This window comes from Promicromonospora sp. NPDC057488 (assembly GCF_042802395.1).
In the GTDB taxonomy this organism is placed as follows: Bacteria; Actinomycetota; Actinomycetes; order Actinomycetales; family Cellulomonadaceae; genus Promicromonospora.
In genome coordinates this window covers 1-7625 of sequence record NZ_JBHVEG010000243.1, presented here as the reverse complement: position 1 = coordinate 7625, position 7625 = coordinate 1, and the positions used below count along the sequence as shown (strand labels likewise).

Genomic DNA, 7625 nt, shown 5'->3' with positions numbered 1-7625 from the left:
ACGAGGTCAACCCCTTTCGGGGCTTGTTTGGTGGGCTGGTTTTTTTTTAAACGACACACAAACGTCGGCATTTTGCATTGAGGTCGGCACAGGCCTGTGCCGACCTCGATGCAAAGTGCCGACTAGCTGAGCGAGCTGCCGACGCCGCCGGCCCCGAGCTCCACGGCCAGCTCCATGCAGCGCAGGCGGGCCGGGGAGAAGTCGTAGGGCATCTTCCCGGCTGCTTCGAGCACGCTCATCGACGACTGCCCGCTGTCCGTGACCTCGCCGGCGTCCCAGGAATCGAGGAGCGCGTCGTCGCCCTCGTCCAGGCCGGCATCCTCCATGGCGGCCTCCAGCCTCTGTTCGAAGGCATGCCGTTCGGCGGCCACCTGGGCCACCCGGGGGTCGTCGACAGCGACCGTGTCGTCGAGCGCCTCCTCGGCGGCGTCGACCCGGTCGGACTCCGCCCGCAGGTCCGGACTGCCGGCCAGGACGATGAACCGGGTGGCCTGGATCGCCGCGCCGAGGGGGCCGAAGATCCGCTCGGTGACCAGCAGGGTGTCCAGGTCCGCCTGGCGCAGGGAGCCCTCCGGCACGTTCGCGAGGCGTTCCGTGACGACGTCGGAGAGCAGGCCCGCCCGGCTGCCCCGGGTGCGCATCCGCTGCACCGCGGCCCGCTGTCGGCGCAGCTCTGCCTCCTGCGCGACCAGCGTCTCGTCCAGCCGTTCCAGGACGGCCGCGATGCCGTCGTCGTCGGGAGCGGCAGGAGTCGAGCCGAAGGCGTCCCGGATGTCGTCGAGCGCGATCCCGGCGTCCGCCATCCGGCGGATCCACAGCAGCCGGATCATGTCCTCGTAGCCGTAGCGGCGCCGGTCGTCGCCGCCCCGCTCCGGCTCGGGGAGCACGCCGATCTCGTGGTAGTGCCGGATCGCGCGTGGCGTCGTGCCGGCGAAGGCGGCGGCGTCGCCGATCTTGACCTGGCGCGGCGGGACGAAGGACGGGTGCATGGGTGGAGCCTTCCTCGGCGGGGCGGGACGTGGCTCTACCGGACCACATTCCGCTACGAGAGGTGCAACTCCGGTCACCCCAGGGCCGGCGTGGGCGCGAACTCGCGCAGCTCCTCGCGGCCGCCGCGGACGACGAGGCACGTGGACTCCGGCACCTCGCGCCAGGCTCCGCGCAGGTCCCCGAGGGGCTCGGACACCACGAGCCGGGCGTCGTCGGAGATCCCGTGCAGCACGGGGTTGTCGGGGTACTGGTGGCGGAGCGTCGAGACGTCGGTGCTGTGGAACAGCGACCGGGACTCGCCCATGCTGGAGTAGCGGAACGCCCACGTGGTCTCCCCGTCGGTGGTGGCCACCGTCATCTGGATCGGGTGGTCGACGCCGTGTCGTCGCCCCGTCTCCTCGATGAGGCCGACCGCTCGGGCCACCGCTCCGGGTGGGTCCTCCTTGAGCCCGAACGTCAGGGCCAGGAAGAAGAAGACCTCGGAGTCCGTCGATCCCTCGATCCCGGGGTAGAGGTCGGGAGCGACGGCCAGCGTCAGGTCGCGCTTCACGACCGGGAAGTCGGCGACGGACCCGTTGTGCATCCAGAGCCAGCGGCCGTGCCGGAACGGATGGCAGTTGGCCTGCTGCACGTCCGTGCCGGTCGAGGCGCGGATGTGCGCGAAGACCCGCCCGGCGGCCGCGTGCGCAGAGATCTCGCGCAGGTTGCGGTCGTTCCAGGCCGGCTCGGTGGAGTGGTAGACGCCGGGTTCCTCCAGGGCGCCGTACCAGCCGACACCGAAGCCGTCACCGTTGATGGTCTCCGCGCCCAGCCGGGAGTGCCTGCTCTGCACCACCAGAGAGTTCTCCGGCTTGTAGAGCAGATCCTCCAGGAGCACGGGCGATCCTGAGTACGCGAGCCAACGACACATCTCGACCTCACTCTCGGGGCCAGCATGCGCCGGGGGCGGGCCCCGCGCGTCGTCCGAATCGGGTGAGGCCGAGCGGTCGGCGGGCCGCCGTCACGATGTGTGTCCCTCCGTGACGGCGACCCGGACCGGTCAGCCGACGCTCACCGGCTCCGCGACGCGGTCGGCGTCCGACGCCGCGGCGGGCGCCGCGTGCGAGAGCGAGAGCCCCTGTCCGCGCCGGCGGAACAGCAGCGCGGACAGCACCGCGCCGACGGCGAAGAACCCGGCGCCCCACCAGTACGCGGTCGAGTAGCTGGCGATGGCGGCCTGGCCGGCGACCGCCTCGGTGACCGGCGCGTGGGCCGCGAGGTAGTCGGCCGCCGCGGTGGCGGCCAGCGTGTTGAGCAGCGCGGTGCCGATGGACCCGCCCACCTGCTGGCTCGTGTTCACCATCGCCGAGGCGACACCGGCGAACTCCCGGTCCACGCCCAGCGTGGCGGTCTGCATCGACGCGGGCATGATCGTGCCCATCGCGAACCCGATGATCATCAGGCCGGGCATGACGTTGGTGACGTACGTGCTCGAGGCGTCCAGGAACGTGAGGTCGATCATGCCGATCGCGCCGAGCGTCATGCCGATCGGCACCAGGAGCTTGGGCCCGAACCGCGGCACGAGCAGGTTGGTGCCGAGCTGGGCGGCGAGGATCAGCATGGCGATCATGGGCAGGAACGCCAGGCCCGTGCGGATCGGCGTGTAGCCGAGCGTGAGCTGCAGGTAGTACGTGACGAACAGGAAGATGCCGAACATGCCCGCACCGGCGATCAGCACCGAGAGGTACGCGGCGCCCCGGTTCCGGTCGAGCACGATCTTCAGCGGCAGCAGCGGGTGCGCGGCACGCGTCTGCCAGAAGGCGAAGGCCACGAGCAGCACGCCGGCCGCGGTGAGCAGGCCCCAGGTCAGGGGCGCGTCCCAGCCGCCGGTCTCGGCGTTGGAGAAGCCGTAGACGAGCCCGAAGAGGGCGCCGGAGACCAGCAGCGTGCCCGGCACGTCCAGCTTCGGCCGCGGGCCGCTGCGAGCGACGCGCGGGATGAACATCGACGCGCCCACCAGGGCGACCGCGGCGATGAGCACGTTGATGTAGAGGTTCCAGCGCCAGTCGAGCGACTCGGTCAGCACGCCGCCCAGCAGCAGTCCGACGGCGCCGCCGGCCCCGGCGATGGCGCCGAAGACGCCGAACGCGCGGGCGCGTTCCCGGGGGACGGTGAAGGTGGTGGTCAGCACGGCGAGGGCCGTGGGGGCCAGCAGCGCGCCGAACGCGCCCTGGAGTGCACGGGCGGCCACGAGCAGCTCGAACGAGCCAGCAGCGCCGCCCAGGGCCGAGGCGAGGGCGAACCCGATGAGCCCGACGACGAAGGTGCGCTTGCGGCCGATGAGGTCGGAGAGACGCCCGCCGAGCAGGAGCAGGCTCGCGAACGTGAGGGAGTAGGCCGTGATGACCCACTGGCGCTGACCGTCCGAGAAGCCGAGGTCGGCCTGGGCGGAGGGGAGGGCGATGTTCACGACGGTCGCGTCGAGCACGACCATCAGCTGGGCGAGCCCGACCACGACGAGCGTGATCCAGCGACGACTGTCCGTCGCGGGGGTTGAAGTCTGGGACATGTCTCGCAGCATATACGGAACTAACGAGTTCCGGATACCGTTGGTTCAGTATTAACCCGAAGGTAAGGTCGGACAGTGCAGCGAGGAGGGCGACAGCGATGACGGATGTCCAGCAGACCGAGGCGAAGCCCCGGCTCGGACGCAAGAGGGACCACACCCGCGACCCCGAGATCCTGGACGCCGCGCTCGACGTGCTGTCCGAGTCCGGCTACGACGGCATGACCATCGACATGGTGGCCACCCGCGCCAAGGCCGGGAAGGCGACCGTCTACCGCCGGTGGTCGTCCAAGGCCGAGCTCGTGCTCGACGCAGTCGCGTGCATGAAGCAGGGCGAGATCGACCTCGACGACCTGCCGGACACCGGGACCCTGCGCGGCGACCTCGTCGCGATGATCCGGACGCCGACCATCCGGGACGGTGAGCGCAAGCTCAAGGTGATGGCCGGGATCGTGTCGATGATCGCGCGCAGTCCCGAGCTGGCCGCCGCCGCGCAGGAGGCGCTCGTCGAGCCGCGTGCCAGGGCCAACCGCATCTTCTTCGGCCGCGCCATCGAGCGCGGCGAGGTACCGGCCGACATCGACGTCGAGAAGCTCTGCATCATCGGCCCCGCGCTCGTCGCCTACAGCGTGCTCATGCTGGGCCGGCCCGTCGACCGGGACTTCCTGATCTCGAACATCGACCAGGTCATCCTCCCGGCTGCCGGCGTCCGGGCCGAGCCATGACCGGCCTGCCCCGCGTCGTCGCGACCGACCTCGACGGCACCCTCCTGCGCAGCGACGGCAAGGTCTCCGACCGCACCCGCCAGGTCCTCGCCGACCTGGACGCCGCGGGCGTCGAGGTCGTCTTCGTCACCGCCCGGCCCCCGCGCTGGCTCGACCACCTCGCCGACACCGTGGGCGGCCACGGCCGCGTCATCTGCATCGGCGGGGCGTGCGTGCTGGACGTCGCCTCCGGCGAGACCCTGGAGACCTGCGGGTTCGACGACGACGCCGTGCGCGCCGTCGTGACCGGCATCCGCACCGCGCTGCCCCACGCCGCCCTCGCCTTCGAGCGGCCCGACGGCGTCACGTTCGACCCGGCCTATCCCCGGCGGGAGCCCGCGCTGGACCCCGGCCTGTGGTCGGTGCCGGTCGAGCACACCCTCGGCCTCGACGGCGCTCGCGGCCCGGTGTCCAAGATCCTCGCGCTCGACCCCGCCCACGTGCCGCCGCCGGGCGTCTTCGTCGACCCGCCGGAGCACATGCGGCTGGCGCAGGAGGAGTTCTTCACGGCCGTGCGCGCCGCGGTGGGGGAGTACGCGCACCTGGCGTACTCCGGCGCCGTCGGCCTGGCCGAGCTCATGCCGCCCGGCGTCGACAAGGCCGCCGCGCTGGCCCGCTGGTGCACGCGCCTCGGCGTCGACGCCGCCGACGTCTGGGCGTTCGGCGACATGCCCAACGACCTGCCCATGCTCACCTGGGCGGGCCGCGGCATCGCGGTGGCCAACGCGCACGCGGACGTGCTGGCGTGCGCGGACGCCGTCGTCGGGCACCACGACGCCGACGGCGTCGCCGAGGAGCTCGCGACCCTGCTCGCCCGCGCCTAGGCCGGCTCGTCCAGCAGCGGGCTCAGGTGGCGCGTGCCCAGGGCGCGCGTCGCCTGCCTCGCGCCCGCCGTCAGGCACTCCGCGGTGCCCGCGCCGCCCAGGTGCGCCGTGAAGAACCCGGCGAAGAACGCGTCCCCGGCGCCGTTGGTGTCCACCACCTCGGTGGGCTCCGCCGGCGTCTCGAACCAGCCGTCCGCCGTGCGCGCTACGGCGCCCCGCGCGCCAAGCGTGCACACCACCGTGCTCGCGCCCCGCTCCAGCAGCGCCGTCATGAGCGCGCGGTGGTCGTCCGTGCCGTCGTCGTTGAGGAACACGAACGAGCACGCGTCGGCGAACGGCCGGTGGAACTCGGAAACGCCGTCGTAGTCGTGCAGGTCCGTCCAGAGCGTCGCGCCGCCCGCCACGGCCGCCGGCAGCAGCGCCTGCCCGACGGCGCTCAGGTCCAGCACCACGTGCTCCGCCGCCGTCACGCGCGCGACCGCCGCGGGGTCCGGCTCCGGCGACGCCCCGGGCACCGCGAGGTAGATCGAGAGGCGCTCGCCGGCGTCGGTCATCAGGTTCAGGTGCTGCTCCGACGGCCCCGCCACGCGCCGCGCGAGCACCTCGGTGCCGCGCGCGTGCCCCAGCGCGGCCAGGATCAGGTCCGCCTCCGGATCCGTCCCGACGTCGGCCACGAGCGTGCCCGCCACGCCGAGGTCGGCCAGGTTCAGGACCTTGCCGGCGCTCGTCCCGCCCAGCGTGCGCACCGACCCGCGCGCGAACAGGGTGTGCGGGCGCGGGTCGGGCAGGTGGTCGAGCCGGACCATCGTGTTCCAGGTCGCGGGCCCGGCCACGACGGTGCGAGGAGAACTCATGCGCACACCCTGCCATCAGCGGAAGGACGCATGTCAGCTGAGCAGCAGCACGTGTGCGCCGGCGACCGTGGCCGGGTCGCCCATCATGTCGACGGCCGCGATGTGCCCGTCGTGCACGACCACCGCGAACAGGCCCAGCGGCGTGCCGTCGGGCGCGTACGCGAACCCGATGGAGCCGTCGATGAGCGCGGGCACCGCCCCGCCCGCCCGGCCGCGGAACGCCTGGGCCACGGCCGCCGCCCCGCGCACCTCGCGGGCCAGCAGGGGAGCGCCCCGGTCCGCGGCCTCGGCCGCCGCCGCGAGGGCGGCCTGGTCGGCCCGCAGCACCACGTCCGGCGCGAGCACCGCCAGCAGTCCCGCGAGGTCGCCGGTGCGGGAGGCCAGGAGGAAGGCCTCCACCACCTGCCGGTCCGTCCGGCCCGCGGCGCCTGCCCGCGGCCCGGCGTCGTCCCCCGTGTTCGCTCTGCCGGCGCTCTGTGCGCCGGGCCCCGACTGCACCCGGCGTCGTCCGCGGCTCGCGAGCTGCCGGGCGGCCACGACCGAACGGCCGAGCACGGGCGCGATCTGCTCGTAGGGCACGGCGAACAGGTCGTGCAGCACGAACGCCAGGCGCTCGGCCGGGTCGAGGCTCTCCAGGACCACCTGCATGGCCACCCCGACGACGTCGGCCAGCTCGGCCTCCCGCACCGGGTCGGGGGAGGCGTCGTCCAGGATCTCCGGCGCGACGTCGTCGGGGGCACCGGACGGCAGGGGGTCCTCGCGGCGCGTGTTCCGGGAGCGGAGCATGTCGAGGCAGATCCGGCCGGTCACCGTGGTCAGCCAGCCGGCGAGGTTGTCGATGCCCTCGTCCCCGGTCCGGCTCAGGCGCAGCCAGGCCTCCTGCAGCGCGTCGTCGGCGTCGTCGGGGTTGCCGAGCATCCGGTAGGCCACTGCCCGCAGGCGGGGCCGGTGCTGCTCGAAGGTGCGGGCGAGCTCGTCGGGGGTCATCTGTCACATCCTCGTGTTCGGGGTCGTCAACGGTGTGACGGCGCGCAGGGCGCCGGTGTGACAGGCCGGGAACCCCGGCCCGACGAGAGGATCGCGATGACGACCGACACCACCGCTCAGGACCTGGTCGAGCAGCTCGGCCTGCAGCCCTCCGGCACGCCCCACCTGCGGACCGTGACGCCTCGCGCGAAGAACCCGGCGCTCGTCGTGCCGGGCGGTGCGAAGGCGCTCGCCGAGCTGGGCAAGCTCGCCCACGGGCAGGGTGTCCCCGCGACCACGCTCGAGGTGGTGCACCTGCGCGTCAGCCAGCTCAACGGCTGCGGATGGTGCATCGAGTACGGGATGCGGCAGGCCCGCAAGGCCGGGGAGTCGGAGGACCGCCTCGCGTCCGTCGCCGCCTGGCGCGAGTCGCCCTACCTCAGCGAGGCCGAGTGCGCGGCGCTCGAGCTCGCCGAGGCGATGACCCGGCTCGCCGACGCCCCCGACGGGGTGCCGGACGCCGTCTGGGACCGTGCCGCCGAGCACTGGGACGAGCAGGCGCTCGCGGCGCTCGTGCTGCACATCGGCGTCACCAACCTGTTCAACCGCCTCAACGTCACGGTCCGCCAGGTCCCGGGCACCTGGTAACCCACCCGCTGGCCCCCGCTGGTCGAGCTTGTCG

The 7625-nt window shown here is 73.1% G+C and carries 8 protein-coding genes; 3 read left to right on the top strand and 5 right to left on the bottom strand.

The genetic code is table 11. The annotated features are described in order from the left end of the window. Positions 1 to 122: 122 nt before the first annotated feature. The 3 genes from ACFU5G_RS28005 to ACFU5G_RS27995 all read right to left on the bottom strand — a co-directional run bounded on the left by ACFU5G_RS28005 (position 123) and on the right by ACFU5G_RS27995 (position 3538). Positions 123 to 989 carry a MerR family transcriptional regulator gene (locus ACFU5G_RS28005; RefSeq protein WP_377252059.1) on the bottom strand — a complete coding sequence of 289 codons (867 nt, stop codon included), beginning with the start codon at positions 987 to 989 and terminating at the stop codon, positions 123 to 125. Between the two features lie 74 nt (positions 990 to 1063). Beyond that, a complete protein-coding gene (locus tag ACFU5G_RS28000) occupies positions 1064 to 1900 on the bottom strand; it encodes a class II glutamine amidotransferase (protein WP_377252057.1) in 837 nt (278 codons plus the stop codon). 129 nt (positions 1901 to 2029) lie between these two features. After that, positions 2030 to 3538 carry an MFS transporter gene (locus ACFU5G_RS27995; protein WP_377252055.1) on the bottom strand — a complete coding sequence of 503 codons (1509 nt, stop codon included), beginning with the start codon at positions 3536 to 3538 and terminating at the stop codon, positions 2030 to 2032. A gap of 98 nt (positions 3539 to 3636) precedes the next feature. Between ACFU5G_RS27995 and ACFU5G_RS27990 the strand changes: the two genes are divergently transcribed. Then, on the top strand, positions 3637 to 4260 hold the full coding sequence (locus ACFU5G_RS27990; protein WP_377252053.1) for a TetR/AcrR family transcriptional regulator: 624 nt from the start codon (positions 3637 to 3639) through the stop codon (positions 4258 to 4260). Beyond that, positions 4257 to 5123: an HAD family hydrolase gene (locus tag ACFU5G_RS27985; RefSeq protein ID WP_377252051.1), complete on the top strand. Its 867-nt coding sequence runs from the start codon at positions 4257 to 4259 to the stop codon at positions 5121 to 5123. Before ACFU5G_RS27990 ends, ACFU5G_RS27985 begins: the two co-directional genes overlap by 4 nt. On the opposite strand, the gene ACFU5G_RS27980 is transcribed toward ACFU5G_RS27985, so the two are convergent. Next, entirely contained in the window at positions 5120 to 5977 is an 858-nt protein-coding gene (locus ACFU5G_RS27980; protein WP_377252049.1) for a carbohydrate kinase family protein, read from the bottom strand. The genes ACFU5G_RS27985 and ACFU5G_RS27980 overlap by 4 nt on opposite strands. Positions 5978 to 6010: 33 nt before the next feature. Next, positions 6011 to 6964 carry a sigma-70 family RNA polymerase sigma factor gene (locus ACFU5G_RS27975; protein WP_377252047.1) on the bottom strand — a complete coding sequence of 318 codons (954 nt, stop codon included), beginning with the start codon at positions 6962 to 6964 and terminating at the stop codon, positions 6011 to 6013. A 96-nt stretch (positions 6965 to 7060) separates the two neighbouring features. On the opposite strand from ACFU5G_RS27975, the gene ACFU5G_RS27970 reads away from it, so the two are divergent. Further along, complete coding sequence (locus ACFU5G_RS27970; protein ID WP_377252045.1) at positions 7061 to 7591, top strand: carboxymuconolactone decarboxylase family protein; 531 nt, start codon at positions 7061 to 7063, stop codon at positions 7589 to 7591. Positions 7592 to 7625 lie beyond the last annotated feature (34 nt).

Bases quoted from the DNA above. Each gene is read 5' to 3' on its own strand.
- ACFU5G_RS27990 (WP_377252053.1), top strand. From the start codon at position 3,637: ATGACGGATGTCCAGCAGACCGAGGCGAAGCCCCGGCTCGGACGCAAG.
- ACFU5G_RS27980 (WP_377252049.1), bottom strand. From the start codon at position 5,977: ATGAGTTCTCCTCGCACCGTCGTGGCCGGGCCCGCGACCTGGAACACG.
- ACFU5G_RS27970 (WP_377252045.1), top strand. From the start codon at position 7,061: ATGACGACCGACACCACCGCTCAGGACCTGGTCGAGCAGCTCGGCCTG.
- ACFU5G_RS27995 (WP_377252055.1), bottom strand. From the start codon at position 3,538: ATGTCCCAGACTTCAACCCCCGCGACGGACAGTCGTCGCTGGATCACG.
- ACFU5G_RS28000 (WP_377252057.1), bottom strand. From the start codon at position 1,900: ATGTGTCGTTGGCTCGCGTACTCAGGATCGCCCGTGCTCCTGGAGGAT.
- ACFU5G_RS28005 (WP_377252059.1), bottom strand. From the start codon at position 989: ATGCACCCGTCCTTCGTCCCGCCGCGCCAGGTCAAGATCGGCGACGCC.
- ACFU5G_RS27985 (WP_377252051.1), top strand. From the start codon at position 4,257: ATGACCGGCCTGCCCCGCGTCGTCGCGACCGACCTCGACGGCACCCTC.
- ACFU5G_RS27975 (WP_377252047.1), bottom strand. From the start codon at position 6,964: ATGACCCCCGACGAGCTCGCCCGCACCTTCGAGCAGCACCGGCCCCGC.